The sequence below is a fragment of the Novosphingobium lentum NBRC 107847 genome (assembly GCF_001590965.1).
Taxonomy (GTDB): Bacteria; Pseudomonadota; Alphaproteobacteria; order Sphingomonadales; family Sphingomonadaceae; genus Novosphingobium; species Novosphingobium lentum.
On record NZ_BCTW01000001.1, the window covers coordinates 244,902 to 269,457 of the forward strand.

Genomic DNA, 24,556 nt, shown 5'->3' on the forward strand with positions numbered 1-24,556 from the left:
ATTGGTCGTTGACCACGGCGCCCGGCCCGGCCTATCCCATCGCATCAATGAAAACGGACCGGAGAGAACCCGATGTCGATGGATGCGCTGTCGCGGACTGCCTACACCGAGGATCATGAGGCGTTTCGCCAGACCGTGCGGCGCTTCATGCAGGAGGAAATCGCTACGCACGCCGCGGAATGGGGCGACGCGGGCATCGTGCCCAAGGCGATGTGGCCCAAGGCCGGCGAACTGGGCCTGCTGTGCCCGACGGTTCCGGAAGAGTACGGCGGACTTGGCCTCGATTTCGGCTACAACGCGATCGTCGATGAAGAAAGCGCCTACAACGGGCGCGTCGCCACCGGGTTTTCGCTGCAGTCCGACATCGTGGTCAACTACTTGATCAGCTACGGCTCGGAAGAACAGAAGCGCGAATGGCTGCCCAGGATGGTCTCGGGCGAGGTGGTGACCGCCATCGCCATGACCGAGCCCGGCACCGGGTCCGACCTTCAGGGCATGCGCACAACGGCGCGCAAGGATGGCAACCACTACGTCATCAATGGTTCGAAAACCTATATCACCAACGGCCAGAACGCCGATCTGGTGCTGGTGTGCGTCAAGACCGACACCGAGATCGAGCCGCAGTGGAAAGGCGTTTCGATCGTGCTGGTCGAAGCCGATCGCGAAGGCTTTTCAAAGGGTCGCAATCTCGACAAGATCGGGCAGGACGAGGCGGACACGTCCGAACTGTTCTTCAACGACGTGCGCGTGCCGATCACCAACTGCCTCGGCGAAGAGGGCAAGGGCTTCATCTACCTGATGAGCGAACTGCCGCAGGAGCGCTTGTCGATCGCGGTCAGCGCGCAAGCTTCGGCGCAGCGGGCGTTCGACGATACCGTGGAATTCACGCGCGAGCGCAAGGCGTTCGGCAAGCCGGTGCTCGATTTCCAGAACACCCGCTTCACCCTGGCCGATCTCAAGTCGAAGCTGCAGGTCGGCTGGGCGCACCTCGACTGGGCGCTGGCGCGTCACCTGAAGAAGGAACTGACGCCTGAGGAAGGCGCCGCCGCCAAGCTGTGGCACACCGAAATGCAGTGGGAAGTGATGGACAAGTGCCTGCAGCTTCACGGCGGGGCGGGCTACATGAACGAATATGCCATCGCGCGGGCCTGGCGCGGGGCGCGCGTCATGCGGATCTTCGGTGGCACCAATGAGATCATGAAAGAGCTGATCGGGCGCAAGCTATAAGCTGGCGCAGGTTGAAGGTGGGGGCGCGGTCCCACGTTTGGCCCGGCACCGCGCGACGCATTCAGCTGCCGATGTAGACGCGCTTGTCGTGCACGCGCTTGTGGCGCACCGGCGGGCGGCGCTTGATCGTGCGCCAGCGGCCGGGGGTCGTGACGTATTCCACGGTCGTGGTCGTCGTCTCGACGCACGGCGTCTGCTGCTGGACGACGGGCTGCGGCGCATAGCCCTGGTCGCGGTAGCCGGGCCCGTAGCCGGTGTAGCGATCGAGGTAATCCTCGCAGTAATCCGAGCGTTCGCGGCGATGCGAGGCGCTGACCGTGCGGTCGATGACGCCACCGGCCACCGCGCCGACAGCGGCGCCGGCCACGGTTCCGAGCACGCGGTTGTCGTCGGCCAGCCGGTTGCCGACCACACCGCCGACGGTGCCGCCGATCAGCGCGCCGATCAGTCCGCGCCGGTGGTGGCGGCCTTCGCCCATGCGGTCGCGACAATCGGCCAGCCAGCCTTCGCGCGCGCGTTCATAGTCTTCGTTCACTGCCGGACCGCCGGCGGCCCATTGGCCGGGGCCGGCCTGGTCGAGCACCGACGGCTGGTAGTGGCCGTCGTGCGCCAGCGCGGGAGCGGCGGGCAGGGCCAGCGCAAGCGCCAGAATGGCAGCTGCGGCGGATGGGACGGGTGACAGACGCGACATGGACAATCCCCTGAATGGCCGTGGTGCGCAAACGGATCGCCACCAGACGTTAACCCGCCGTTTAGCATCGCAAGGCGCGCCTATCCATGGTTCCGACCGGTCTGTTGGCGGGGTGTCCCGATTCGAGGCAGCTATCGCGCGGGTGGTCAGATCCGCGTGGCGATGATCGCAGCAAGCGCCTCGATCCCCGCCGCATCGTCGGCGTCGAACCGCGCCAGCTCCGGACTGTCGAGATCGATGACCGCGATGACCCGGGCGCCTTGCACCACCGGCACCACCAGTTCCGATGCGCTGTCCGCATCGCAGGCGATGTGGCCTTCAAACGCATGGACATCGCGCACCAGCTGGGTTTCCCCGCTCGCCGCAGCGGCGCCACACACGCCTGCGCCGAGCGCAATGCGGATGCACGCCGGCTTGCCGACGAATGGCCCGAGCACCAGCTCGTCGCCGATCAGGCGGTAGAATCCCGCCCAGTTGAGCTGCGGGACGAACTGTCCCAGCAGCGCCGCGACGTTGGCCATGTTGGCTACCGCATCGGGTTCGCCTTCGGTGATCGCGGCAGCGGCTTGCGCCAGTTCGCGGTACAGTTCGGGTTTGGGCTGGCCGGTGGTGGGGGCGAATGTGTACATCGCGCCACCCTAGCCGCCCGGCGCCGCAAAGTCGAAGCCGGGCTGCCCCATGGTGCCGCTAGCCACGGCGGACACCCGCGCGCCGCGCAACATTTTGCAAGCACCATTGCCGACGGCCCGCCATCTTCCTACGTTCGCCCGATGACCAAGCTTCGCAAGACCCTGCTCTCGATATTCGTGGCCATCATCGCGTTCGTGGCGATCATGGCGTTCCTGCTGCGCGGCGATGCGGCGCAGCAAACGCTCGCCGAAACCAGCGGGCCTAAACCGGTGCTGGTCGATCCCGATGCACAGACCATCCCGACGGTCGGTACGGCCGATCCGATCGGCTGGCAGGCGGGCGAGGCGCCGGTTGCCGCACAAGGCCTGACGGTCACGCGGTTTGCCGACGGGCTGGAGCATCCGCGCACCATCCTCACCCTGCCCAATGGCGATGTGCTGGCCGCCGAAACCAACGGCCCGGCCAGTGGTGCCAGCGGGATCACCGGGATGGTCGAGAAGTACCTGATGAAGAAGGTCGGCGCGGGCGGCGTCTCGCCCAACAAGCTGGTGTTGCTGCGCGATGCCAACGGTGATGGCGTGGCCGAACAGCGCTTCGTGCTGAGCAACCCGGCGCTCCATTCCCCGTTCGGCATGGCCTGGCGCGACGGGCGGCTGTACGTCGCCAACACCGATGCGGTGCTGTCGTTTCCTTATGCGCTGGGCGACACCACGCTGTCGGGCACACCGGAAAAGCTGATGGACCTGCCCGGGGCGGGCCGCCACTGGGCGCGCAACCTGCTGTTGAACCCCGAGGGCACGCTGCTTTACGTCACCATCGGCTCCGGCACGGATCACGCCGAAAACGGCATCGAGCAGGAAAAGGGCCGCGCCGCGATCTTCGAGTACGATTTCGCCAAGAAGCGCTCACGCGAATATGCGGCGGGGCTGCGCAATCCCAACGGGCTCGACTGGAATCCCAACAGCGGCGAGCTGTGGACCACGGTCAACGAACGCGACATGCTGGGGTCGGACCTCGTGCCCGATTACCTCACCAACGTGCCGTCGGGCGTGCAGTACGGCTGGCCGTGGGTGTACTGGAAGAACCACCTCGACGACCGGGTCAGTGCGCCGATCCCCGAATTCTTCACCGAATATACGCGCAAGCCCGAATACGGCCTTGGCGCACACGTCGCCGCGCTCGGCCTGGCGTTTTCGCGCGGCGGCAACGTGATGGGCCCGCGCTTTGCCAGCGGCGCGTTCATCGCCCGGCACGGATCGTGGAACCGCAGGCCGCTGTCGGGCTACGACGTCGTGTTCGTCGGCTTCGACCACCTCGGCAATGCCCTGCCCGCGCCGCCGGTTCCGGTGCTCACCGGGTTCCTCACCAAGGATGGCGCGGCGCATGGCCGCCCGACGTGGGTCGGTTTCGCGCGCGACGGCGCACTGCTGGTCAGCGATGATGTCGGCGGGGTGATCTGGCGCGTGGTGGCGCCCGGCGCGGTTCCCGCACCCTCGATCGTGCCGACCAAGTCCGATCGCGCGCCGGTCCAGCCCAAGCTCCATGGCACGATCGCTGCGCCCGCGCCGGATTCGGACTTGCTCAAGGGCCAGCAATAGACATCTTTTCCGACTATCGTCGGCACGGTGCCGCGCTCCACGCCAATGGACCAAACTCTACAGGCTGCGCCCGGCGCGTCCCGCCAGTTCGTTGACGAACTGCCACGCGACGCGGCCCGATCGCGCGCCGCGCCGTTTCGACCATTCGAGCGCGGCCGGTTCGTCCCACGACAGGCCATGGTGCGTCGCATACCCGGTGATGATCGTCAGGTAATCGTCCTGGCTGCAGTTGTGGAACCCCAGCGACAGGCCGAACCGGTCGGCCAGCGCCAACCGGTCATCCACCGCATCGCGCGGGTTGATCGGATCGTCCTGTTCGCTCGCGTGGCGTTCGACGATGGCGCGGCGGTTCGATGTGACCGCAAGCCGCACGTTGGCGGGGCGGGCTTCGACGCCGCCCTCCAGCCAGCTGCGCAAGGCGCGCGCCGTCGTCGAATCGCCCGCGTCGAAACCCAGATCGTCGAGGAACACCAGGAAGCGGCGATCGACTGTGCCCAGCGTGGAGAACAGCCGGGCCAGCCCCGCTTCGGGCACCGCCTGCACCAGCGCGATGCTGCCCGGAGCTTCGGCTTGCGCGGCCACGATCGCCGCGCGCAGCAGCGCCGACTTGCCCATGCCGCGCGCGCCCCACAGCAGCATGTCATGCGCCGCGGCACCGCTGGCGAGCCGCGTCACGTTCTCCGCGACGGACTGCTTCTGCGCCGCGATGCCCTGCATCAGTGCCAGCGGCGGCGCATCGAGCCGGGCCACGCCCCGCGCGGAACTTCCGTCCCAGACATAGGCCGGGTGGGCCAGCCAATCGACCGGAGCCACCGGCGGTGGCGCGATCCGTTCGAGCGCAGCTGCGATCCGCGCCAGCGGATCGCCCTGATCGGGCACGGCGTCGCTCATGCGGTCAGCGCGGCCGCGTCGAGTTCGTAAAGCAGCGCCGCGCCCGCCATGGCCGAGTTGGACAGGCCGCGCGCCTCGGGCGCGATCTGCTCGTTGAAGAACCGCGCCACGACCTGCTTGGTCGGACTGTCGCTCGCCTGCGCCTGCCGCAGCAACTGCCATCCCGCCACCGCCACCGCGCACATCGTGGTGAACGGCACCGCGCCCGCCAGCCGATCGTCGAGCGAGGCACTTTCCGACATCCACCGGCCAACCGCCGCGCAATCCTGCGCCAGTTGCGCCAGCTGCGGCACATCGCGGGCGGCAGCGATCACATCGCCCAGCAACGCCTGCAGCACGCCGCCGTTGTCGAACCCCAGCTTGCGCGTGACCAGATCGGCCGCCTGGATGCCGTTGGTGCCTTCATAGATCGGGGCGATCCGCGCATCGCGATAATGCTGCGCCGCGCCGGTTTCCTCGATGAAGCCCATGCCGCCGTGAATCTGGATGCCCAGGCTGGCGACTTCGCAGCCAATGTCCGTGCCCCACGCCTTCAGCATCGGCACCAGCGTTTCGGCGCGCATTTGTGCCGCCGCGTCACCGAGCGAGCCGCGATCGACTTGGCCTGCGGTGTAGTACAGCAACGCCCGCGATCCTTCGGTCAGCGCGCGCATCCGCAGCAGCATGCGCCGCACATCGGGGTGCTCGGCAATCGGCACCGACGCCTTGTCGGCCGATCCGGCGCGCGGCGACTGCACACGGTCGCGCGCGAACGCCTGCGCCTGTTGCAACGCCCGCTCGGCAATCTGCACGCCCTGGCTGCCGACGTTGATCCGTGCCGAGTTCATCATCGTGAACATCGCCTTCAGGCCCTCGTTCTCGTGCCCGATCAGCTCGCCGATGCAGTCACCCCCGCCGCTGCCGTCGCCATAGCTCATCACGCACGTGGGCGAGGCGTTGATGCCCAGCTTGTGCTCGATCGAGACGCAGCGCAGGTCGTTGCGCGGGCCCGGGGAGCCATCGGCCATGAGCAGGTACTTGGGCACGATGAACAACGAAATGCCGCGCGATCCCGCAGGCGCGCCGGGCGTGCGCGCCAGCACGAGGTGGACGATGTTGCCGGCAAGGTCGTGCTCGCCGAAGGTGATGAAAATCTTGGTGCCGGCAACGCGGTACTTGCCCGCGTGCGGCCCGTCCGTGATCGGCGTCGCGGTGGTGCGCAAGGCGCCGACGTCGCTGCCCGCCTGCGGTTCGGTCAGGTTCATCGTGCCCGACCATTCGCCCGTGATCAGCTTGGGCAGATAGCTGGCCTTCTGGTCGGCACTGCCATGGTGGGCGATCGCCTCGATCGCGCCGACGGTCAGCATCGGCAGCAAAGTGAAGCCCATGTTGGCCGCGCCCAGCGTTTCGAGCACGCATGTCGCCAGCGTGAACGGCAGGCCCTGTCCGCCGAAGTCGACCGGCCCGGCGATGGAGCCCCAGCCTTGTTCGACGAACTGGTGGTACGCTTGCGCGAAACCGTCGGGCAGCGTGACCACGCCATTGGCCAGCAGCGCTCCCTGCTTGTCGCCGATGCGGTTGAGCGGGGCGAATTCGCCCGCCGCCAGCGCGCCGATCCCTTCGGCGATGGCCGCCACCATATCCGGCGTCGCGGCGGCAAAGCGCTCGTTCTGCGCCAGATCGTCGATGCCGGCGCACACGCGCATGGCAAGGACCTGGTCTGCGGTGGGCGGCGTGAAGTCCATGTACGTTTTCCTTGGCAGTGCTCGCCGCGCGCTATAGCGGCAAGCCATGCCCGCGACAAAGCCCGAGAATGTCATGCCTGCAAGCGCAGACGGGATCGCCGCTGCGGTGCGTATCATCGCGGCGGGGGGTACGGTCGCGGTGCCCACCGAGACGGTCTACGGGCTCGCCGCGCGGGCTGACAGCGATGCGGCGGTGGCGGAGATTTACCGCGCCAAGGGCCGCCCCGATTTCAATCCGCTGATCGTGCATGTGCCCGATCTCGCCGCGGCCGAACGGCTGGCCCTGTTCGACGGCACGGCGCGCGCGCTGGCGGCGGTATTCTGGCCCGGCGCGCTGACCATGGTGCTGCCGCGCCGGGCCGCTGCGCCGCTGGCTGCGGCCGTGAGCGCTGGGTTGCCCACCGTGGCGCTGCGTTGCCCGGCGCATGCCGTGATGCAGGCGCTGCTGCGCGAATGCGGACTGCCGCTGGCGGCGCCGTCGGCCAATCGCAGCGGCGGGGTCAGCCCGACCAGCGCCGCGCACGTGATCGCTTCGCTCGGCGACCGGGTGGGGCTGGTGCTTGATGACGGGGAGACGGCGCAAGGCATCGAATCGACCATCGTCGCGGTGCGGCCCGGCGGTGGCTGGTCGATCCTGCGGCCCGGTCCGATCGGGGAGACGCAACTCGCGGAGGTGATTGGCACGCGGCCTGACGCTGGGGCAGTTGCGGGCGGGGAAGCGTCGATCGAGGCTCCCGGCCAGCTCGCGAGCCACTATGCGCCGGGCAAACCGGTGAGGCTGGATGCGACGCGGGCCGATGCCGATGAATTTCTCATCGGCTTCGGCGGTGTGGCGGGCCACGTCTCGCTATCGACGGCGGGCGATCTGGCGCAGGCGGCGGCGCGGCTTTACGCCTGTCTCCACCTTGCCGCCGATGCCGCGCAGCCGCGCATTGCCGTGGCACCGATCCCCGCCGAGGGCATCGGCATCGCGATCAACGACCGGCTGGGGCGGGCGGCGGCCTGAAGTTGGCGGTGGAGCGCGACGGCTGTTGCTTGGTCCAACCAACCACCGCTCCTGTCGAGACGTATGGCGCAACCGGTGACCTTGAGCCGGCATCCCGCGACTTCGTTCGGGATGAGCGGGAGACGACAAATTTATTGATGTTCAGCGCGGCTCGTACGGCACCGAGGGCGACATTTGCGCCATCTGGTCGCGCAGTTCCTCGGATTCCGCGCAGGCCGAGCGGTTGCCGTCGCGGCACTTGTTGCTGGCCTTGCGATACTGGCGGTCGAGCGCGCCATAGCGCTCCTCGCGGCGGCGGACTTCGCGTCCGCGCTTCTGGTCGGATTCGGCCTGGCTGGTGGTCAGGTGATCATAAGTGCCGCCGACCACTCCAACGGTCTTGCTGGCGGCATGCACCGGCAGCGTCACCAGGCTGACCGCCGAACTGACGCAACCCGACAGCAGCAGCGCGGCAGCGCCTGAAGCGACGGCGAGCACGGTCGAACGAATCATCGCGGCAATCCCTCGCTTCGGAACGGGCGGTCGGCCCACCCGTCATAGCCGCGAAGGATTGCGCTACGGTGAATCGGGCGTAGTCAATCGGGCTGGCAGGGAGGCGGGCGGGCGGGGTATCATCCCGGCTCGCACACCAGCTTGCCCGATCCCATCGACTGCACCGTGCACTTGGCCCGGCCGCGCACGCGCACTTCGCCCGACCCCATGATGTTGGCCGAAACGTCGCCATCGGACGCGAAGCTGGTGTTGCCCGATCCGGCGACGTCGACTTTGGCCGATCCCACCGTCAGCCCGATGAGTTCGGCCGCGCCGCTGCCGGCCATGGTGACTTTCAGCGTCTTGGCGTGGCCGCCCGCGCGCAGGCGGCCCGATCCGGCGACATCGACCTTCAGTTCGTCGGTTTCGATCGACGGCGCATCGACCGTCCCCGATCCGGCAATGGTCACGCGCGTTTCGGCGCCGGCCAGCGCATCGGCGGTGATCGTGCCGGACCCCGCCATCACCAGGCGGCTGGGTGCGGGCATGGTCACGTGGATGGTGGCGATGCCCGTTCCGTTCTTCCAGCCGTCGCGGCCGATCCCGAGCTTGCCGTCGTCGAGCACGAACCGCAGGTGGTCCTTGGCTGCTTGGTCGCCATCCACCGTAATCGCCAGCGTGTCGCCGCGCGTGATCTGCAGGTGATCGGGGCCGAGCAGCGTAACCTCGCCGGGTGCCTTGCCTGACAAGTCGAGCTCGGCAAGCGGCACGCCCTTGTGCCCGTCCATGTCGAAATTCACGTTGTCGCAACCGCTGGTGGCCACGGCCAGGCCCATCACGGCGATGCCCGCCACGGCGCGCGCCAGATCCTTGAACATCGGAACTCTCCTCAATGTGTGTTGCCGATATAATACGGTAACACGATGAGGGCAATGTCGCTGGTCGATCGGGCGCGGTGGTTTGTAGCGGACACACGCCTGCTCAGTCGCGCAGTTCGACCCACATCGGCGCGTGGTCGCTCGCCTTCTCGCGGCCGCGATGGTCCTTGTCGACGCCCGCCGCGACCAGCCGGTCGGCCAGGTCGGGCGAGAGCAGCGCGTGGTCGATGCGAAACCCATGGTCGCGCTGCCATGCGCCTGCCTGGTAATCCCAGAACGTCCACACCCCGCCGCGCGGGTTCAGCGTGTCGAGCGCGTCGGTCCAGCCATCGTTGAGCAGGCGGCGGTAGGCATCGCGCGAAGCGGGCTGCATCAGTGCGTCACCGGCCATCGCGGCGGGCGCCCACACGTCCTTGTCCTGGGGAATCACGTTGAAGTCGCCGGTGACGATGACCGGCAGTTCCAGCGCGGCGAGTTCGGCCATCCGCGCGCGCAGCCGCTCCATCCAGCGCAGCTTGTAGTCGAACTTGGGGCCGGGCAGCGGATTGCCGTTGGGCAGGTAGATGCACACCACGCGCAAGCCGAACACATCGGCCTCGAGATAGCGGGCGTGCTCGTCCTCGGGCTCGCCGGGCAGGCCGCGAAGCGCTTCGATCGGGGCCACGCCATCGGCGAGGATCGCGACGCCGTTGAAGCCCTTCTGGCCGTGCCAGATGGCGTGATAGCCGATCTTCTCGAACTCGGCGGCGGGAAAGCCTTCGTCCTGCGTCTTGATCTCCTGCAGGCAGGCGACCGACGGGCGCGTTTCCTCAAGCCATTCGAGCAGGCGCGGCAGGCGCGCCTTGATCCCGTTGATGTTGAACGAGGCGACCTTGATCATCTGGCGGGCAATCTGTCGCGAGCAATCACTTGGCGGGCGATCATTCAGATCGCGAAGCTCGACCCGCACCCGCACCCGGCGGACGCGTTGGGATTGGTCACTCGGAACGCCGCGCCGCCCAGCGATTCGACATATTCGACCACGCTGCCCGACACCAGATCGAGGCTGACCGAATCGACCAGCAGTCGCACGCCTTCGGTTTCGGCGACGGTGTCGTCGGCTTGCGGCAGTTCATCGAGCCCGAACTTGTACTGGAAGCCCGAACAGCCGCCGCCTTCGACCGACAGCCGCAGCACGGCGGGCTTGGCCTGCTTGGCGGCAATCGCCGCCACGCGCCGGGCGGCGCTGGGCGCCAGGGTTATCGCGGGCGCCAGGGTGGTTGCAGGATCGGTCATCCCCTACAGATAGGAGCGATTGACCTTCCGCTCAAGCAGCGCGGCATCAACGACGCCGATTGCGCGCCTGAAATGGCGGATTATGCCGACTGGATATAGCTGCGCATCGCCTCGGCTTCGGCCTCGACCCGGTCGATCCGGTACTTCACGAGGTCGCCGATCGAGATGAAGCCCTTCATCCGGCCGTTCTCCACCACCGGCAGGTGGCGGATGCGGCGGCGAGTCATCAGCGACAGCGCCTCCAGCACGGCCATGCCGGGTTCGATGGTGATCGCCGGGCTGGTCATCACGTCGCGCACTTTCATGCGCATCGCGTCGGCGCCGTGGGCGTGGACGCAATGCAGCACGTCGCGTTCGGAAAAGATGCCAGCCACGTCGTTATGGGCGTCGCGCACCGGGATCGCACCGATTCGCTTGGTGGCGAGCAATTCCACCGCATCGGCCACGCAGTCTTCGGCGTGGCAGCTCCAGATTTCGCCGACACGGCCTTCCATGATCCTTGCTATGGTCATCGCTTCCTCCTGTGTCTCGAAACAGTGTTCCCCTGTATTCCAATGCGATCATGACATGGATTGCCCGGCGGCGAAAGCGATTGCCAGCGTTCGCGGGCAGGCTCATTGAACCGCCATGGTCGGCCACTCTCCGCTCGATGATCCCGCCACGGCGGCTTACGCCTGGGCGCGCTATCGCCGGCTGATGAAGTGGATGACGCTGGTCACGCTGGTGACGGTGATGATCGTGGCACTGCTGATGTACCGCGTGGTCGGGTTCGTCTCGATCCACTTCTACATTGCCACCGTGCTGGGCATCGGCGCCGCGATGCTGCTGACGGCGGCGCTGATGGGACTGGTGTTCCTGTCGAGCGGCACCGGTCACGACGAATCGATCGAAAACCCGCTGGAAGACGAACGCGAGGGGTTCGGGCCTTAGGGTTTTTCCAGCCCGACGGCTGGAAGCGCCGCCCTGTTTCAGCCACGCTGAAACAAAACCTAAAGCACCCGCTTCAGCCGGAATTCCTCCACCGGAACGCCGCCGATGACATGTTCCTGGATGATCCGTTCAAGCACGGCGGGCGTGCACGAATGGTACCAGACGCCGTCGGGATAGACGACCGCGATCGGCCCGGCGAGGCACACGCGCAGGCAGCTGACCTTGTTGCGCAACACGCCAACCGAGCCACCCAGCTTCAGCTCACCCAGCCGCTTCTTGAGGAAGTTCCACGATTCGTTGCCCACCTCGCGCGGAGCGCACTTGTCCTTTTCGGGATCGGCGCACAGCAGGATGTGGCGCTGCGTGGCAAAGCCGCCGAGCAATTCGAGCGCGCGCTCGGCTTCATCGACGGTGCCGGGCCCCTTGAACCAGCTCTCCCGGGCAATATCGTCCACGATCGCGCCCTATTTCCCGCCCGCAGGGGCAGGCTTGGTGCCACGCAGCCAGCGATCGAGCCAGGCGAACACCGTTGCGTGCCACTGCAGCGAGTTCTTGCCCTTCAGCACCCAGTGGTTCTCGTCGGGGAACACCAGCAGTTCGGACGGCACGCCCCGGCGCTGCGCGGCGGTGAACGCGGCGATGCCTTGGGTGTAGGGGATGCGGAAATCGTTCTCGCTGGTGATCACCAGCATCGGCGTGCGCCATTTGGCCACCAGGTTGACCGGGTTCCACCTCTCGAACGCCTCGGGCGCTTCGTAATAGGGGTGGCCGCCATGCTCCCACTCGTCGAACCACAGTTCCTCGGTTTCGTAGGCCATGGCGCGGGCATCGAACACGCCGTCGTGCTGGACGATGCACTTGAACTTGTCGGGCCACGCGCCCTCGATCCAGTTCATCATGTAGCCGCCGTACGATGCGCCCATCGCGCAGGCGTTGTCGGTATCGACCGCCGGGTCGGTCGCGGCAGCGGCGGCCAAGCCCTTCTGCAGGTCTTCGAGTGGCTTGCCGCCCCAGTCGTTGCTGATCGCGTCGGTAAAGGCCTGGCCGTATCCGGTCGAGCCGTGGAAATCGACCGAAACCACGGCATAGCCCTGGCTCGCGACCACGCGCGGGTTCCAGCGGTTCGACCAGCTGTCGTTGAACGATCCTTGCGGGCCGCCGTGGACATAAAGGATCGCGGGCAATTTGCCGGCACCCCCGGCGGGCTTGGTGATCTGGCCCCACACGGTGTCGCCGCCCGCGCCGGTGAAGCTGAACCGGCGGGTGGTCACGGGTGCAAGCCGCGCGATGGCGCTGGCGGAGATGTCGGTGAGGCGCGTGCCCGCCTTGCCAGGCGTGCCGACATACAGCTCGGCCGGCGCGTCGATCGTGTCGCGGGTGTAGACCAGCCGCCCGTCCTTCAGCGGCACCACATTGCCGATATGCCCTTCTCGGCCCGGCGACAGCACCAGCCGGGTGACTTTGCCGGTGGCGATGTCGATGCGGAACACCGGGGTGTCGAGCACATCCTCGGCAGTAACGATCAGGGCCTTGGCATCGCGCGTCCACGCCAGCGATGCGACCGACCGGTCCCAGCCTGTGGTCAATGCGCGCGTCTCGCCGGTGGCGAGGTTCCGCAGCTGTACCACCTGCCGGTCCGCCTCGAAGCCGGGGCGCGCCATCGCCGCCCACGCCAGCCACTTTCCGTCGGGCGAGGGTGCGGGCATGACGTCGGTCGCGGTGTTGGCAACGGTGATGTCGGTCGGGGAGGACCCGTCCGCCGGTGCCCACCACAAGTCGAGGTTGGTCGAGGTCGGCTCGTGCCGGTCGGACTGCCGCGCGGCATAGACCACCGCCTTGCTGTCCGCGCTCCACGCCACATCGTCGCCGCCGCCGAAAGGCTTGTTCGGGGCATCGCCGGTCAAACCGCCTGCCCTGGGATCGCCGTCGAGCGCATGGCCCGGCCCGCCAACCTTGCCGTCCGCGCCCAGATCGAACGCGAACACCCGGCTGTAGTTGCCCGGCGTTTCCCACGCGTCCCAATGGCGCACGAACCCGGTGCCGTCGCGATAGAGGCGACCGGTGCCGGGGCCGGGCAGGCTGGTGTTGCCGTCGGTCGCGCAGCCGCCGAACGTGGGGCAGTCGCGCGCGATATCGCCCCACAGCGCGATGCGCTTGCCATCGGGGGACAGCTTGAACCCGGCGACGTCGGTCTTGAACTCGGTGGCACGGAGCGGCGGTGTCGCCACGATGCCCGCAGCCGAAGGTGTCGCGCGGTAAAGCTGGGTGACCGCCGTCGCACCGGCGCCGGAGCCTGCGGGCAGGGCATCGGACAGGAACCACAGCGCGCCGTCGGGGCCGAACGCGGGATCGGTCGCCGACCCGTTCCACACCAGCTTCACCGGCGGACGGTTTGGCTGGGCGATGCTCTGCAGCCAGATCGCGGTGGTGCGCTTGTAGCTGACCGGATCGGTGGTGGTGACCGAATACGCCGCCAGCTGGCCGTCGGGCGAAACCGCGGTGCCGCCCAGTCGGCCAAGCGTGACCAGGTCCTGTGCGGTCATCGGGGTAAGCGTGGGTTGCGCGGCCGGCTTGGCGGTGGTGGTGGCAGCAAAGCCGGGGACGGTACAAAGCGCGGCGGCCAGCGCGGCGCGTTTCAGAATGTGCTTCATCGTGCCGGGGTTAACGGCTCACCGAACGAAGGCAACGGGAATTGCGCGGGCCTGCTCTGCGAGGCCCCGAACCGAGGATCAGCCCTTCTTGCCGGCGATCCGGGCAATCTCCGCCGCGACCATCTTCTCGACCATCGCGGGCAGGTTGTTCTCGAGCCATTCGGCAAGCATCGGGCGCATCAGTTCGCGCGCCAGCCCTTCGAGCGAGGTTTCGCCCGAGCGGACGATCTGCGGGCTTGCGCCGGGTTCCGCGAGCATGGCCAGCGCGGTCAGCGAATCGCGCATCGAAGCGGCGGCCGCTTCGGGCAGGAGGCCAGCTTCTTCCGCTGCGGCATCGTCATCCCCCTCATGGCCCGCACTTGCGTGCCCGGACTGTCCATAGACCGCCTCATCGTCGGCAGCTTCCGCTTCGGTCAGCTCCAGTACTTCATGCGTGCGTGCGCGCGGCTCGTGCGTGGCGTGGTGCGCGGTAATCAGGCCTTCTTCGCGGCGCGTGCGCAGTTGCGCGGCTTCCGAGCGATTGTCGCGCGCGATCACTTTCTTGATCGATTCGAGGATTTCCTCGACCGAAGGTTCCCCCATCTGGCGCATTGACGTCACTTTCCCCCGGATGTTGCCCTGTTCGCGCATGTGCCCGACCGACTCCGCTCAGGGTGCCGGCTGGGCTGGGATAGTCGCATTCTGCGCGGGCGTGTCAACGGTGCGGGTCGACCGGGCGACCGGATCGGGATCGCGCTCCCAGTCCCAGATCTTGTTCTTCACGCGATCGTAGTTGGCCTGCGGATCGTACAGGGTGCCGCCGTCGAGGCCGAGGTCGCGCGCTTCGGCCTTGCCCATCGCCGACAGCAGATTGAACCCGGCGACATAGGCGTTGCGCCGCGCCGCCACGAGCTGGACTTGCGCACGCAGCAGTTCCTGCTCGGCATCGAGGATGTTGAGGATGGTGCGGTTGCCCACGGTGTTTTCCGCGCGCACGCCTTCCAGGCTCAACGATGCCGCATCGACCGCCGTCTGGTTCAGCGCGATGATGTCGTTGGCCGATCGCCACGCCGAAAAGGCAGAGCGCACCGTGGCGATGACCTGGCGTTCGGCGCCGATTTCCTGCTCCATCGCGGCGTTTTCGCGTGCCTGCGCCTGGCGTTGCTGCGCTGCGGGCAGGCCGCCCTGGAAGATCGGGATGGTGGCGCGCACGCCGAGCTGCGCGGTGACGTCGTGTTGCGTGAACGTCCCGGCCGGCACCGATGAGCCACCCAGCGTGCCGAAATAGTTGGTGTAGTCGGGCCCGGTGAACACGCTGACCTTGGGCAGGCGCCCGGCGCCCGCGACATCGGTGTCGTAACCCGCCGCCTTGGTCCGCTGGCGCGCGGCGATCAGGTCGGGGTTGTTGTCGAGCGCGACCTGCACCGCTTCGTCGGGCGAGGCGGGAAGCGCCTGCAGCGGTGGCGGCGGCTGGAGATCGACCGGCGCCTTGCCCACGATCTGGATGTACAGCTCGCGGCTGGCGACGAGGTTGGATTCGGCGGTGCGCAAATCGCCGCGCGCCAATGCCAGGCGCGAGTTCGACTGTGCCACGTCGGTGCGGGTCACGTCGCCGATCTCGAAGCGATCGCCGGTCGCCTTGAGGTTGACCTGCAACACATCGACGTTGTTGCGGTTGAGCCCGACGATTGCCTGGTCGCGGATCACATCCATGTAGGCCGATACGGTCTGGCTGAAGATCTGGCTTTCGGTTCCGCGCAAGTCGGCCTGACCCGCTTCGACCCGCACTTTGGCGGCGCGGACCGAATTCTTGACCGAACCGCCCGAGAAGATCGGTACACCCAGATTGGCCTGCGCATCCAGCACGCGGTCGGGCGAGGTGAAGCTGTTCGCGCTCTTCTTGAGGAATTCGGTGTACGTCACCGTGCCGCTCAATGACGGCAGGCCCGGCGCTCGCGCGATCGGCACGCCTTCATCGACCGCGCGCTGGTTGGCGCGCGCGGCATCGAGCGTCGGGTTGGTGTCATAAGCGCTGGCCAGCGCGCCGCGCAGATCGTCGGCCCATGCCACCGGCGCGAAGGCGGGGGCGATCAGGGCGGGGACGGTGCACGCCAGCAGGGCTGCGCGGAAGACGGCGCGATCGGCGTGAGGCGACATCGTAATCAGAAACTCCACGCCTTGGGCGCCGCAAATTCGGCCAGCGGTGCAAAATCGGCTTCGGCCAGCACGGTCAGCACGACGTTGCCGTCCACCTTGCGCCCCGTTGCCAGCCGCGTCACGCCGCGTTCAACCAGACCGGTCACCAGACGCCCGCCTTCGGCCAGCTGCGCGGCGAGCGCCGGCGGGACGTTGTCGATCGCACCGTCGATCAGGATCAGCGTATAAGGTGCGCCTGCCGCATTGCCCTCGGCCAGCGGGCCGATCTGCCAGTGCCCGGCGCGCGGCGGAAGGCCCTGCGCCAGCGCGGGATCCGATTCGACCACGGTCAGCTTGCCGACCAGCGGCGCGACCACGGCGGCGAGATAGCCGCTGCCGCCGCCGACGATCAGCACGCTGTCGGTCACGACCGGCGCGGCCTCGATCAGCATCTTGCCGTGGGTCAGCGCCGGCGCCAGCACGCGGCCATTGCCCAGCGGCACCGAGCGATCGGCATAAGCGACACCGTGCCGCGCTTCGGGGACGAAATCCTCGCGCGCGACGCTTGCGAACGCCGCCAGAACGGCGGGGTCGTTCACGCCGCTGACGCGCAGCTGGCTGTCGATCATCGCGCGCCGGGCGGCGGCCGGTTGGGCCTGCGTCGGCTGCTGTTCCACCACCGTCATTGAAACCTCATGGTCCGGCTGTATTGCATCGATAACACACCGGTGCAACCGCTTTGCGAGGGGGTGCCCGAACCGGAATGTCCGCCGCCTGTAGAATATCGCCGGTTGTGCGCCAAGCGCTTTGCGTCGACGCCCTGCGCGCGTAAAGAACTGTGGTTTTTAGATCATACTGCAAGCTAGGGGATTCGGCGATCATGGGCGAAATGGTGACCATCCGCGAAGAAGACCTGATCGACAGCGTGGCCGATGCGCTGCAATATATCAGCTACTTCCACCCGATGGACTATATCCGCGCGCTGGGCGTGGCTTATGAGGCGGAACAGGGCCCGGCGGCCAAGGACGCCATCGCCCAGATCCTCACCAACAGCCGGATGTGCGCTGAAGGCCACCGCCCGATCTGCCAGGACACCGGCATCGTCAACGTGTTCATCAAGTGGGGCCAGGACTGCCGGCTGGAATCGGACAAGAGCCTGCAGGACGTGGTCGATGAAGGCGTGCGCCGCGCCTACCTCAACCCGGAAAACAAGCTGCGCGCCTCGATCCTGGCCGACCCGGCCTTCACCCGCCGCAACACGCGCGACAATACGCCGTGCGTGCTGTCGGTGGAAATGGTGCCCGGCCACCACGTCCACGTCGATGTCGCGGCCAAGGGTGGCGGCAGCGAGAACAAGTCCAAGTTCAAGATGATGAACCCCAGCGATTCGATCGTGGACTGGGTGCTGGAAATGCTGCCGCAGATGGGCGCCGGCTGGTGCCCGCCGGGGATGCTCGGCATCGGCATCGGCGGCACCGCCGAACACTGCGTGAAGCTGGCCAAGCAGAGCCTGATGGACCCGATCGACATGGCCCAGCTGAAGCAGCGCGGGCCGCAGACCGACATCGAGAAGCTGCGCGTCGAGATTTACGACAAGGTCAACGCGCTGGGCATCGGCGCGCAAGGGCTGGGTGGACTGTCCACCATCCTCGACGTCAAGATCTACGACTGGCCGTGCCACGCCGCGGGCAAGCCGGTGGCGATGATCCCCAACTGCGCCGCCACCCGCCATGCGCACTTCACGCTCGACGGATCGGGCCCGAGCTATCTCGAGCAGCCCAACCTCGATGATTGGCCCAAAGTCGAATGGGCGCCTGACAAGGCCGCCAAGAAGGTCGATCTCGATCACCTGACGCCTGAACAGGTGCAAAGCTGGAAGCACGGCGACCGCCTGCTGCTCAACGGCAAGATGCTCACCGGGCGCGATGCCGCGCACAAGCGCATCCAGGACATGCTGGCCAAAGGCGAGCAGTTGCCGGTCGAATTCCGCGGCCGCGCGATTTACTATGTCGGCCCGGTCGATCCGGTGGTGGGCGAAGTCGTCGGCCCGGCGGGACCGACCACCGCCACGCGGATGGACAAGTTCACCGACATGATGCTCGAACTCGGCCTGCTGGCGATGATCGGCAAGGCCGAGCGCGGGCAGGGCGCAGTCAAGGAAATCGCCAAACACAAGGTCGCGTACCTGATGGCGGTGGGCGGCGCGGCCTACCTGGTCGCGCGCGCGATCAAGGAAGCCACGGTCGTCGGGTTCGAGGATCTGGGGATGGAGGCGATCTACGAATTCACCGTGCAGGACATGCCGGTGACCGTCGCGGTCGATTCACAAGGCAACAACGTCCACGAACTCGCCCCGCTGATCTGGAAGGAACGGATCGCCAAGGAAGGGCTGCTGCAGGGGGCGTGAGGCCGGGCTTCGCACCGTGGTGGCGCGTGCGCTCGCCTTCCATTGGCCTGATCCATCGACCAACCGCCGACTCCGCTCGACCGGGCGGGTGGCGCGCAGGCGGTGTGCGGGTCTAGGATGGCCGGATGCCCATTGGCGATGAAGCTTCCCCCGTCCAGCCCGTAGCCCGCGTTCCCGCACGCCTTGTCGTCATCTCGGCAACGGCGTTGTGGCTGTGCTATTTCGTACTGATCACCGTGCGCGGGCTGGTGGTGGAGCTGGGCGAATTCAACGATCTGCTGTGGCGCCGTGCGCTGGTCACGCTCGCCGGGATCGCGGTGACGGTGCTGGTCTGGCCGGTGCTGCGCCGGTTCGACGCGCGCACGCTGGGCCAGCGGGTCGCCGCCGCGCTGGTGATCATGCTGCCCGCCGCGCTGGCGCTGGCAGTGATCAACCAGCAGGCGTTCGCCCCGGTCGAGCAGCGGATGCTCGAACGGATGGTCGCGCGCGAAACCCAGCCCACCGCCCCGCTTCCCGGCCAGACCGAACCGCCCGCCCCGGTGCCCGCCCCGGTGGCTCCGTCCGCCCCACGGGCAGGCGTTGCCGCCCCGGCGGCGCCGGTCGCGCCTGCAGCCCCCGTCGCGCCGCGCGTGCGCATTCGCCACGACCTTTCGGGCAACATGCTGGTCGATGAAGTCGGCGGGAGCATCGACGAAGCGCGGCGCGATCTGGAGGAGGCCCGGGCCGAGGCGCAGCGCGCGAGGACCGAGGCGCTCCAGCAGGCTGAACAAGCGCGCGCCGAGGCGATGCAGGACCGCCGCCAGGCCATGGCCGAGGCATCGCGGGCGGCGGCGGAAGATGCGGCGGACGGGCTTCCCGACGACGGCCCGGGAGTCGATATTCCCCCGATTCCGCCGGCTCCCCCGAAAATCGACGTGCCCGCGATCCCGCACATCACGGTGCGTGTCGGGCCAGCGCCCGCACCCGCGCCCGCTGCCCGGCCCGCACGGCATGCGCCGCCGTCACCGTCCGCCGGTCCGGTTGTACCGGCCGCACCTGCGCCATCCGCGGTGTCTCCGGCGCCTTCCCTGTCCCCGTCGCCAGCCGCGTCCGCACCCGCCACGATCGACGTCGCCAAGCTGTCGGTGGAAAACGAAGGGCTGTGGCGCCAGCTGACCGATGTCGCGCTGGGGCGCTATTTCCTGCTGATCGCGTGGGCCGCGCTGTATCTTGCGCTGGGCAATGCCGAACAGGTGCGCGCGTCGGAGCGGCGCGAAAGCGAATATCGCCGCGCCGCCAAGAATGCGGAGCTGCGGTCGTTGCGCTATCAGGTCAATCCGCACTTCCTGTTCAACACGCTCAATTCGCTGTCGGCGCTGGTGATGACCGGGCGCGAGGAGGAAGCCGAACGGATGATCCAGACGATCTCCAGCTTCTATCGCCACAGCCTGGCCGGCGATCCCACGTCCGACGTGCCGCTGGACGACGAAATCGCGTTGCAGCGCCATTACCTCGCGATCGAGGCAGTGCGCTTCCCCGAGCGGCTGCGCACCGAATTCGAAGTGCCCGATTCGCTCGGCAGCGCGTGCGTGCCCGGCATGATCCTTCAGCCGCTGGTCGAAAACTCGATCAAGTACGCGGTGTCGGCCACCAACCGCCCGGTCACGGTGCGCATCAGCGCGCGCGAGGCGGGCGGGTTTCTCGTGCTCGCCGTGGCCGACGACGGGCCGGGCATGACCGAACCCGGCCGGGGCGGAACCGGGATCGGCCTTGCCAACGTGCGCGATCGCCTGGCCGCGCGGTTCGGCGATGCCGCGCGCGTCGAAACCGGGCCGCTGCCGGCAGGCGGTTACACCACTGTCCTAACTCTGCCACTGGTGCGCCATGACTGCTGAACCGAATGAAACCCTGCGTACGCTGATTGTCGATGACGAGCCGCTGGCGGTGGAGCGCATGCAGATCCTGTGCGCGCGCATCCCCGCATTGTCGGTGGTCGGCACCGCCAGCGACGGCGCCGCCGCGCTGCGGCTGGTCGAGGCGCTGGCACCCGAACTGGTCCTGCTCGACATGACCATGCCCGAAGTCGACGGGCTGTCGGTGGCGCGCGCGCTGGCCGGGCAGGCGAACAGCCCCGCGATCGTGTTCGTGACCGCGCACGACCACTTTGCGGTCGAGGCGTTCGATCTCGATGCGGTGGACTATGTGCTCAAACCCGTCGCGCAGGACCGGCTGGAACGCGCGATCGACCGCGCGTTGGCCCGCCGCAACGCGCCCCAGCGCGCGCCCGATGGCGATCGGACGCCCGAATGGATCGAGGAGTTCTGGGTGCCGCACCGGTCCGAACTGGTGCGCGTCTCGGCGTCGGACATCGACCGCATCGATGCCGAACGCGATTATGTGCGGCTCCACGTCGGGCAGAACGATGGACCGGGGCGCAGCTACCTGATGCTGCACACCATCGTCGGGTTGGAAGCGCGGCTCGACCCCGAACGCTTCATCCGCCTGCACCGCTCCACGATCGTGCGCCGCGACCGCATCGCGGGATTGCGCCACGACGGACTGGGCGTGTGGTCGGCCGAACTCGCCGACGGCACCATGCTGCGCATCGGCCGCACCTATCTGGCGCGCGCGAAGGCGATGGCCGGGCGCTGACCGGCGCCTGACATCGGGATTGTGCGCCGGGTCATTGCCAGCGGACCGCCTTGGTGTCAGCCTGCACGGCGGCAACAAGGTGCGATCGCCCGACGTGAGCGGTCGTGGCGGCTAACGATGATTGGGGGAGGTTGGCGATGCGATTTCTGGGGAACGGGCTACTTTCACGCGCGGGCATGATGATCGGCGGCGCACTGGCGCTGTTGCTGGTGACGCCCCACGCCGCACAGGCGCAAAACGCGAAGGACAGTGCTGCTGCGGCAGCCGCCGAGGCCGCCGACGCCGCAGACCCGGATGCCGGCACCAACGATTTCGATGACCAGTGCCACAAAGGCAATCTCGATGCCTGCCGTTATGCCGGGCTGGGCTACCGCAGTTCGTTCGATTCTGCGGCAAAGGGCCGCGCGCTGTTCCTTGCCAACTGTGCCAAGGCCGACGCCAAAAGCTGCTACCTGCTGGGCCTGATGGCGCGTGAAGGCGACGGAGGATCGGCCAACATGACGCAGGCCCGCAACGCGCTGTCGAAAGCATGCGACGCCGGGCTGGCGTATGCCTGCACGCCGGGCGCGGCGATGTTCAAGGACGGCCAGGGCGGCAACAACGACAAACCCGGCGCGCTGCGCCTGCTCGAACGCGGCTGCACGCTGGGATCGAGCCGGGCCTGCACCGAGGCGGGCCGGATCTATGTCGATGATTCGAACGACGCGTTCTACAGCCGGGCAAAGGCGATCGACCTGTACGATAAAGGCTGCTCGATGGGCGATTTCGATGGCTGCGGTTACCGGGTCGAACTTGGACCCAACGCCGATGACAGCGAAGCGACACCCGCACAAACGCGCCACCTGCAGGACTTGCGGCTGAAGGGCTGCCTGGCCGGACAGGACGCCAACTGCACGGAAATGCTGGAAAACGAGACCCCGTAAAGCCGACCGCTCAAGCCATCGGACGCAACATCACGCCCTTGGCGGCTGGCGGCGATAACTGAGCGCTTCGGCAAGGTGGATCCGGCCGATCGTGTCCGCGCCGGACAGATCGGCTACGGTGCGCGCCACGCGCAGCATCCGGGTATAGCCGCGCGCGGTCAGGCGCATGGCCTCGGCCGCCTGCAGCAACAGCTTGCGCCCCGCCTCGTCGGGCGTGGCGTGGGCTTCCAGCGCGTCGCCATCGAGTTCGGCATTGCTGCGCATGCGCGTGCCGGCCAGCCGGTTGGTCTGCACCGCGCGGGCGCGGGCGACGCGCGCGGCTACCGCGTCCGATCCTTCCGCCGGGGGTGGCAATGCAAGGTCGGCGGCGGATACCGGGTCGACCTCGACATGCAGGTCGATGCGGTCGAGCAGCGGGCCCGATACCCGGCTCTGGTAATCGGCGGCGCAGCGCGGCGCGCGGCTGCAGCCCAGCGCGGGATCGCCCAGATGGCCGCAGCGGCACGGATTCATCGCCGCGATCAGCTGCACCCGCGCCGGGAACGTCACATGCGCGCTCGCCCGCGCCACGGTGACCTCGCCCGTTTCGAGCGGCTGGCGCAGCGAATCGAGCACCGCGCGCTGGAATTCGGGCAGCTCATCCAGGAACAGCACGCCCAGATGCGCCAGGCTGACCTCGCCGGGGCGCACGCGCAGGCCCCCGCCGGTCAACGCCGCCATCGATGCCGAATGGTGGGGTGCGCGGAAGGGCCGCGCGCGGCTGATGCGCCCATCCTGCAGCGTGCCCGCGACCGAGGCGACCATCGACACCTCCAGCGCTTCGGACGGGGTCAGTTCGGGCAGGATGCCGGGCAGGCACGCCGCCATCAGCGATTTGCCCGCGCCGGGCGGCCCGATCATCAGCAGGTTGTGGCCGCCAGCGGCCGCAATCTCGAGCGCGCGCTTGGCCACTTCCTGCCCTTTGACCTGCCGCAGGTCGGCCATCCGCCGCACCGGCTCGGCCTCGCCCGGCAGCGGCGGGGGCAGGCGCTGCGTGCCTTTGAGGTGGTTGAGCAGGCTGACCAGATCGGGCGCGGCGACCACTTCGATCCCGCTCGCCCAACGCGCCTCGGTCCCTTGTGCGGCGGGGCAGATCAGCCCTTTGCCGGTGCCGCTGGCGTGCAGCGCGGCGAGCAGCACGCCGGGGCTGGCGATGATCCGCCCGTCGAGCGCGAGTTCGCCCACCGCCACGAAATCGCCGATCTGTTCCAGATCGACCACGCCCATCGCCGCCAGCAGCGCCAGCGCGACGGGCAGGTCGTAATGCGATCCTTCCTTGGGCAAGTCTGCGGGCGAGAGGTTGACCGTGATCCGCTTGGGCGGCAGCGCCAGCCCCAGTGCCGATAGTGCCGAATGCACGCGCTCGCGGCTTTCGCCCACGGCCTTGTCGGGCAGGCCCACCAGCTTGAACGCAGGCATGCCGCGCGCGATCTGGCACTGCACTTCCACGCCGCGCGCCTCGAGGCCGAGATAGGCGACCGTCGAAACCAGCGCGACCATACGTGCAACTCCTTATGGCAGGCTATCGCCAAGCCCCGGCAAGCTGCCAAGCCGATCGCACCAAATCGGGTGAGTCTCCTGGTCGTGGATAACGGTGTTTAACGGTGTTCCTTTGCGAAGCGGCAAGGCGCGGCGGGCGATTATGCTGCATGCGCCGCCTGCTGCCCGTCCTGAGCCTGATGCTCGCCATGTTCGCCGTGCCCGCGCAGGCGCAGCAGGTCGGCACGCGCACCTGGGTCGAAGACGGCGTCACCTGGACCGAAACCACCACGGTCACCGAAGAAGTCGAGGAACCGGGCGGCGAGCGTATCGTCGGCGTGTCCGAAATTCCCGAGATCGCGAGCATCGCCAAATTCGGGCCGTTCCGCGTGCTCGATGCCGGTCACGCCGCGCTGGTGGCGGAAACCGACAGCTATTCACCCGCCGACTTTGCCGAGATGCTGCAGGCCTGGCCCGGCATCCGCGCGATCGAGATGATCGATTGCCCGGGCACGGTCGACGATACCGCCAACTTGCGGCTGGGCCGGATGATTCGCGCGCACGGCATCGATACCGATGTGCCGCCGGGCGGCTCGGTGCGTTCTGGCGCGGTCGAACTGTTCCTGGCCGGCGCGCACCGCCACGCCGCCGCCGACGCGCAGTTCGCGGTGCACTCGTGGCTCGACGATGCAGGAAAGCAGGCCACGGATTTCGGCGCGAGCGACCCGGTCAACCGCGCGTACCTCGGCTATTACCGCGAGATGGGGCTGGCCCCCGATCGCGCGGCGGCGTTCTATGCGCTGACCAATTCGGTGCCCAACAGCCGGGCGCTGTGGCTGCACAAGGAAGACGTCGCGCGGTACGCCGCGCTGGATTGATCAGGCTGCTGCCTGTCCCAACTCCGCTCATGCTGAGCTGGTCGAAGCATGCGCCCGACGCCGCCGCTGGGCGAGCGTCCTTCGACAGGCTCAGGACGAGCGGATCTGAGGA

General features: G+C 67.9%; 24 protein-coding genes. 9 read left to right on the forward strand and 15 right to left on the reverse strand.

Features of this window, described 5'->3' with window-relative positions:
- Positions 1 to 72: 72 nt before the first annotated feature.
- Complete coding sequence (locus NL2_RS01205; protein WP_068070813.1) at positions 73 to 1,227, forward strand: acyl-CoA dehydrogenase family protein; 1,155 nt, start codon at positions 73 to 75, stop codon at positions 1,225 to 1,227.
- 61 nt (positions 1,228 to 1,288) lie between these two features.
- On the opposite strand, the gene NL2_RS01210 is transcribed toward NL2_RS01205, so the two are convergent.
- The gene (locus NL2_RS01210; RefSeq protein WP_068070814.1) at positions 1,289 to 1,918 is read right to left on the reverse strand and encodes a glycine zipper 2TM domain-containing protein; all 630 of its coding nucleotides are present in this window, start codon (positions 1,916 to 1,918) and stop codon (positions 1,289 to 1,291) included.
- Between the two features lie 146 nt (positions 1,919 to 2,064).
- Positions 2,065 to 2,547 (reverse strand): free L-methionine (R)-S-oxide reductase MsrC, encoded by a 483-nt coding sequence (locus NL2_RS01215; RefSeq protein ID WP_068070816.1) that lies wholly within the window; start codon positions 2,545 to 2,547, stop codon positions 2,065 to 2,067.
- A gap of 141 nt (positions 2,548 to 2,688) precedes the next feature.
- Between NL2_RS01215 and NL2_RS01220 the strand changes: the two genes are divergently transcribed.
- The gene (locus tag NL2_RS01220; RefSeq protein ID WP_068070818.1) at positions 2,689 to 4,146 is read left to right on the forward strand and encodes a PQQ-dependent sugar dehydrogenase; all 1,458 of its coding nucleotides are present in this window, start codon (positions 2,689 to 2,691) and stop codon (positions 4,144 to 4,146) included.
- Positions 4,147 to 4,203: 57 nt separating this feature from the next.
- Here the strand turns inward: NL2_RS01220 and NL2_RS01225 are convergent, their stop codons facing one another.
- Positions 4,204 to 5,037, reverse strand: a complete 834-nt coding sequence (locus NL2_RS01225; protein WP_068070820.1) for an ATP-binding protein — start codon at positions 5,035 to 5,037, stop codon at positions 4,204 to 4,206.
- Positions 5,034 to 6,761: an acyl-CoA dehydrogenase family protein gene (locus NL2_RS01230; RefSeq protein WP_068070822.1), complete on the reverse strand. Its 1,728-nt coding sequence runs from the start codon at positions 6,759 to 6,761 to the stop codon at positions 5,034 to 5,036. The genes NL2_RS01225 and NL2_RS01230 overlap by 4 nt, the downstream gene beginning before the upstream one ends.
- A 73-nt stretch (positions 6,762 to 6,834) precedes the next feature.
- Here NL2_RS01230 and NL2_RS01235 point away from each other — a divergent pair, with 73 nt between their 5' ends.
- Positions 6,835 to 7,767 (forward strand): L-threonylcarbamoyladenylate synthase, encoded by a 933-nt coding sequence (locus tag NL2_RS01235; protein ID WP_245647516.1) that lies wholly within the window; start codon positions 6,835 to 6,837, stop codon positions 7,765 to 7,767.
- 141 nt (positions 7,768 to 7,908) lie between these two features.
- Here NL2_RS01235 and NL2_RS01240 read toward each other — a convergent pair whose 3' ends face one another.
- From NL2_RS01240 to NL2_RS01260, 5 genes are all read right to left on the reverse strand, one after another.
- A complete protein-coding gene (locus tag NL2_RS01240; protein WP_068070824.1) occupies positions 7,909 to 8,259 on the reverse strand; it encodes a hypothetical protein in 351 nt (116 codons plus the stop codon).
- A gap of 119 nt (positions 8,260 to 8,378) precedes the next feature.
- Positions 8,379 to 9,116: a head GIN domain-containing protein gene (locus tag NL2_RS01245; protein WP_245647517.1), complete on the reverse strand. Its 738-nt coding sequence runs from the start codon at positions 9,114 to 9,116 to the stop codon at positions 8,379 to 8,381.
- Between the two features lie 103 nt (positions 9,117 to 9,219).
- Positions 9,220 to 9,996: an exodeoxyribonuclease III gene (gene xth, locus NL2_RS01250; RefSeq protein WP_068070826.1), complete on the reverse strand. Its 777-nt coding sequence runs from the start codon at positions 9,994 to 9,996 to the stop codon at positions 9,220 to 9,222.
- A 44-nt stretch (positions 9,997 to 10,040) separates the two neighbouring features.
- Entirely contained in the window at positions 10,041 to 10,391 is a 351-nt protein-coding gene (locus tag NL2_RS01255) for a HesB/IscA family protein (protein WP_068070828.1), read from the reverse strand.
- An 80-nt stretch (positions 10,392 to 10,471) separates the two neighbouring features.
- Positions 10,472 to 10,903, reverse strand: a complete 432-nt coding sequence (locus NL2_RS01260) for a CBS domain-containing protein (protein ID WP_068070831.1) — start codon at positions 10,901 to 10,903, stop codon at positions 10,472 to 10,474.
- 115 nt (positions 10,904 to 11,018) lie between these two features.
- Here NL2_RS01260 and NL2_RS01265 point away from each other — a divergent pair, with 115 nt between their 5' ends.
- Positions 11,019 to 11,321: a hypothetical protein gene (locus NL2_RS01265; RefSeq protein WP_068070833.1), complete on the forward strand. Its 303-nt coding sequence runs from the start codon at positions 11,019 to 11,021 to the stop codon at positions 11,319 to 11,321.
- 59 nt (positions 11,322 to 11,380) lie between these two features.
- On the opposite strand, the gene NL2_RS01270 is transcribed toward NL2_RS01265, so the two are convergent.
- The 5 genes from NL2_RS01270 to NL2_RS01290 form a co-directional block, all read right to left on the reverse strand.
- Positions 11,381 to 11,776: a (2Fe-2S) ferredoxin domain-containing protein gene (locus NL2_RS01270; protein ID WP_245647518.1), complete on the reverse strand. Its 396-nt coding sequence runs from the start codon at positions 11,774 to 11,776 to the stop codon at positions 11,381 to 11,383.
- A gap of 9 nt (positions 11,777 to 11,785) precedes the next feature.
- On the reverse strand, positions 11,786 to 13,972 hold the full coding sequence (locus tag NL2_RS01275; protein ID WP_068070835.1) for an alpha/beta hydrolase family protein: 2,187 nt from the start codon (positions 13,970 to 13,972) through the stop codon (positions 11,786 to 11,788).
- A 78-nt stretch (positions 13,973 to 14,050) separates the two neighbouring features.
- A complete protein-coding gene (locus NL2_RS01280) occupies positions 14,051 to 14,563 on the reverse strand; it encodes a DUF2497 domain-containing protein (RefSeq protein ID WP_068070837.1) in 513 nt (170 codons plus the stop codon).
- A gap of 57 nt (positions 14,564 to 14,620) precedes the next feature.
- Positions 14,621 to 16,108, reverse strand: coding sequence for a TolC family outer membrane protein (locus tag NL2_RS01285; RefSeq protein WP_068070839.1), 1,488 nt, complete (start codon positions 16,106 to 16,108; stop codon positions 14,621 to 14,623).
- 5 nt (positions 16,109 to 16,113) lie between these two features.
- Positions 16,114 to 16,773, reverse strand: a complete 660-nt coding sequence (locus NL2_RS01290; protein WP_068070841.1) for a protein-L-isoaspartate O-methyltransferase family protein — start codon at positions 16,771 to 16,773, stop codon at positions 16,114 to 16,116.
- 194 nt (positions 16,774 to 16,967) lie between these two features.
- Between NL2_RS01290 and NL2_RS01295 the strand changes: the two genes are divergently transcribed.
- The 4 genes from NL2_RS01295 to NL2_RS01310 all read left to right on the forward strand — a co-directional run bounded on the left by NL2_RS01295 (position 16,968) and on the right by NL2_RS01310 (position 22,048).
- On the forward strand, positions 16,968 to 18,494 hold the full coding sequence (locus NL2_RS01295) for a fumarate hydratase (RefSeq protein WP_068070843.1): 1,527 nt from the start codon (positions 16,968 to 16,970) through the stop codon (positions 18,492 to 18,494).
- Between the two features lie 125 nt (positions 18,495 to 18,619).
- On the forward strand, positions 18,620 to 20,368 hold the full coding sequence (locus NL2_RS21805; protein WP_439646877.1) for a histidine kinase: 1,749 nt from the start codon (positions 18,620 to 18,622) through the stop codon (positions 20,366 to 20,368).
- Positions 20,358 to 21,125, forward strand: coding sequence for a LytR/AlgR family response regulator transcription factor (locus NL2_RS01305; protein WP_068070846.1), 768 nt, complete (start codon positions 20,358 to 20,360; stop codon positions 21,123 to 21,125). The genes NL2_RS21805 and NL2_RS01305 overlap by 11 nt, the downstream gene beginning before the upstream one ends.
- A 137-nt stretch (positions 21,126 to 21,262) precedes the next feature.
- Positions 21,263 to 22,048, forward strand: coding sequence for a tetratricopeptide repeat protein (locus NL2_RS01310; protein WP_157082970.1), 786 nt, complete (start codon positions 21,263 to 21,265; stop codon positions 22,046 to 22,048).
- A gap of 30 nt (positions 22,049 to 22,078) precedes the next feature.
- Here the strand turns inward: NL2_RS01310 and NL2_RS01315 are convergent, their stop codons facing one another.
- The gene (locus NL2_RS01315; RefSeq protein WP_068070850.1) at positions 22,079 to 23,587 is read right to left on the reverse strand and encodes a YifB family Mg chelatase-like AAA ATPase; all 1,509 of its coding nucleotides are present in this window, start codon (positions 23,585 to 23,587) and stop codon (positions 22,079 to 22,081) included.
- A gap of 149 nt (positions 23,588 to 23,736) precedes the next feature.
- Between NL2_RS01315 and NL2_RS01320 the strand changes: the two genes are divergently transcribed.
- Positions 23,737 to 24,444 (forward strand): hypothetical protein, encoded by a 708-nt coding sequence (locus tag NL2_RS01320; protein ID WP_068070852.1) that lies wholly within the window; start codon positions 23,737 to 23,739, stop codon positions 24,442 to 24,444.
- Positions 24,445 to 24,556: the final 112 nt, after the last annotated feature.

Bases quoted from the DNA above. Each gene is read 5' to 3' on its own strand.
- NL2_RS01205 (WP_068070813.1), top strand. From the start codon at position 73: ATGTCGATGGATGCGCTGTCGCGGACTGCCTACACCGAGGATCATGAG.
- NL2_RS01210 (WP_068070814.1), bottom strand. From the start codon at position 1,918: ATGTCGCGTCTGTCACCCGTCCCATCCGCCGCAGCTGCCATTCTGGCG.
- NL2_RS01215 (WP_068070816.1), bottom strand. From the start codon at position 2,547: ATGTACACATTCGCCCCCACCACCGGCCAGCCCAAACCCGAACTGTAC.
- NL2_RS01220 (WP_068070818.1), top strand. From the start codon at position 2,689: ATGACCAAGCTTCGCAAGACCCTGCTCTCGATATTCGTGGCCATCATC.
- NL2_RS01225 (WP_068070820.1), bottom strand. From the start codon at position 5,037: ATGAGCGACGCCGTGCCCGATCAGGGCGATCCGCTGGCGCGGATCGCA.
- NL2_RS01230 (WP_068070822.1), bottom strand. From the start codon at position 6,761: ATGGACTTCACGCCGCCCACCGCAGACCAGGTCCTTGCCATGCGCGTG.
- NL2_RS01235 (WP_245647516.1), top strand. From the start codon at position 6,835: ATGCCTGCAAGCGCAGACGGGATCGCCGCTGCGGTGCGTATCATCGCG.
- NL2_RS01240 (WP_068070824.1), bottom strand. From the start codon at position 8,259: ATGATTCGTTCGACCGTGCTCGCCGTCGCTTCAGGCGCTGCCGCGCTG.
- NL2_RS01245 (WP_245647517.1), bottom strand. From the start codon at position 9,116: ATGTTCAAGGATCTGGCGCGCGCCGTGGCGGGCATCGCCGTGATGGGC.
- xth (WP_068070826.1), bottom strand. From the start codon at position 9,996: ATGATCAAGGTCGCCTCGTTCAACATCAACGGGATCAAGGCGCGCCTG.
- NL2_RS01255 (WP_068070828.1), bottom strand. From the start codon at position 10,391: ATGACCGATCCTGCAACCACCCTGGCGCCCGCGATAACCCTGGCGCCC.
- NL2_RS01260 (WP_068070831.1), bottom strand. From the start codon at position 10,903: ATGACCATAGCAAGGATCATGGAAGGCCGTGTCGGCGAAATCTGGAGC.
- NL2_RS01265 (WP_068070833.1), top strand. From the start codon at position 11,019: ATGGTCGGCCACTCTCCGCTCGATGATCCCGCCACGGCGGCTTACGCC.
- NL2_RS01275 (WP_068070835.1), bottom strand. From the start codon at position 13,972: ATGAAGCACATTCTGAAACGCGCCGCGCTGGCCGCCGCGCTTTGTACC.
- NL2_RS01280 (WP_068070837.1), bottom strand. From the start codon at position 14,563: ATGCGCCAGATGGGGGAACCTTCGGTCGAGGAAATCCTCGAATCGATC.
- NL2_RS01285 (WP_068070839.1), bottom strand. From the start codon at position 16,108: ATGTCGCCTCACGCCGATCGCGCCGTCTTCCGCGCAGCCCTGCTGGCG.
- NL2_RS01290 (WP_068070841.1), bottom strand. From the start codon at position 16,773: ATGACGGTGGTGGAACAGCAGCCGACGCAGGCCCAACCGGCCGCCGCC.
- NL2_RS01295 (WP_068070843.1), top strand. From the start codon at position 16,968: ATGGGCGAAATGGTGACCATCCGCGAAGAAGACCTGATCGACAGCGTG.
- NL2_RS21805 (WP_439646877.1), top strand. From the start codon at position 18,620: ATGCCCATTGGCGATGAAGCTTCCCCCGTCCAGCCCGTAGCCCGCGTT.
- NL2_RS01305 (WP_068070846.1), top strand. From the start codon at position 20,358: ATGACTGCTGAACCGAATGAAACCCTGCGTACGCTGATTGTCGATGAC.
- NL2_RS01310 (WP_157082970.1), top strand. From the start codon at position 21,263: ATGCGATTTCTGGGGAACGGGCTACTTTCACGCGCGGGCATGATGATC.
- NL2_RS01315 (WP_068070850.1), bottom strand. From the start codon at position 23,587: ATGGTCGCGCTGGTTTCGACGGTCGCCTATCTCGGCCTCGAGGCGCGC.
- NL2_RS01320 (WP_068070852.1), top strand. From the start codon at position 23,737: ATGCGCCGCCTGCTGCCCGTCCTGAGCCTGATGCTCGCCATGTTCGCC.